Annotated in this window: 2 protein-coding genes; both read right to left on the minus strand. The window is 49.7% G+C overall.

Annotated elements, in window-relative coordinates; genetic code table 11:
* Window positions 1-81: 81 nt before the first annotated feature.
* The gene (locus B7Y67_RS18105) at window positions 82-381 is read right to left on the minus strand and encodes an EscU/YscU/HrcU family type III secretion system export apparatus switch protein (RefSeq protein WP_293599824.1); all 300 of its coding nucleotides are present in this window, start codon (window positions 379-381) and stop codon (window positions 82-84) included.
* The coding region (locus tag B7Y67_RS18110; RefSeq protein ID WP_293599825.1) for a hypothetical protein at window positions 374-1,397 on the minus strand (1,024 nt) is incomplete at its 5' end. The genes B7Y67_RS18110 and B7Y67_RS18105, both read right to left, overlap by 8 nt.

A 1,397-nucleotide genomic window follows, 5' to 3' on the forward strand; every position in this document is an offset into this window, starting at 1 on the left:
CTAACTTACAAGTTTAAGAAGCTCAAGCCCCCAGACAAGCAAAAGCCCAGTCCAACTGGGCTTTTTTATTACCAAGACCTCTTATCGAGAATCTATCGGGATGTTATTTGGATTGGGTACGGTTTTGCCGTCCACCTCATAGGCCCAAGCCAGTACTTCCGCCACAGCTGCATAGAGTTTAGGGGGCACTAATTCATTCAGTTTGAGTTGCATTAAAAACTCGACTAACTCTGGCTCTGTTTTAGTTGGGATGCCAAATTCTTTTGCCCTAGCCAAAATAGCGTCCGCTACAAAGCCCTCGCCTTGACCGGTGATGCGTGGCGCAGCGCTATTGACCTCATAGGCAAGGGCAACTGCTTTGCGGGTCTTTTTCTCATCCATTGGATGATCCCCCACCCTTTAGGCTGACTTTGGTATCGGGATCGACTTGGGCGCGTATTTGCTCCAGCAAGTCTGAGAAGGCATTTGTCAAAGTACTTTGTGCTTCGGGAGCGCCTTCAACTGCAACGTGAACGCTTTCGCCGAATTGAGTTCCCACGACTTTAAATGGGCCTAAATTGGGCAGAGTTACTTCCATTGTGATTCGACTGCCTTTTTGCAATTGCCCAGGCTGATCTGGATCTGCTTCCCATGCATCCTCGCGATATAAGCGCCCCTGTACGTTTGGCATCAATTGCCCTTGCCAAAGAATATCTCCGCGCAAAAGCAATTTGACTGAATCTCGCACTGCCGGTGAGTCCGTTGAAAGCTGGTTAACTAAATTTGCGGATTCAGCCTCAACACTGTTGCTGGTAGCTAATGGTGCTCCGTCATCTTCGCTTGCAGGAAACAATAAGCGCTTGAGCTGATCCGCTGCAAATATTCCCGAGCTCTGCAAATTTTGATACAGAGTCGCCATTGCCAATTTAGGATCCGCGACATTAACAAGTGGGGTTTGAGCGCTAACTCCAGGCCAAGTAACCACAGCATTTTGAGCTACAGCAGCCTTAGCATCTGCAGTAATGGACTTGCCAAGCTCAGGCACATCAACCGCCAAGATATCCGAGAGTAGCTGCCCAAGTGCAGCACCACCTAGGGTATCCATGCGCGCCAGGCTCTGAGATAACAAACTCGTTACTCGAGCTTGAGATGGATTACCTGAGGCCTCTGCCAGATCACTGGTCATAGAGGAAAGCTCTAAGAAGACTGCCTGATCAACATTGGGCTCAGATGCAACAGCGGCACCCGCTCTAGCAGCGGCATTCTGCAATGCATCGTGCATGGCGGCGCTAGCAGATGAATCCCCAACTGGTAGGGGCATCTTTAATGCTACCCGGGGATCGATTGCACCAAGACTTTCAACTACAGCAGGTGCAGATGGAGGGGTAATTAAATCATTGCGGTGGTAATCCACCACA

The organism is Polynucleobacter sp. 35-46-11 (assembly GCF_002281105.1).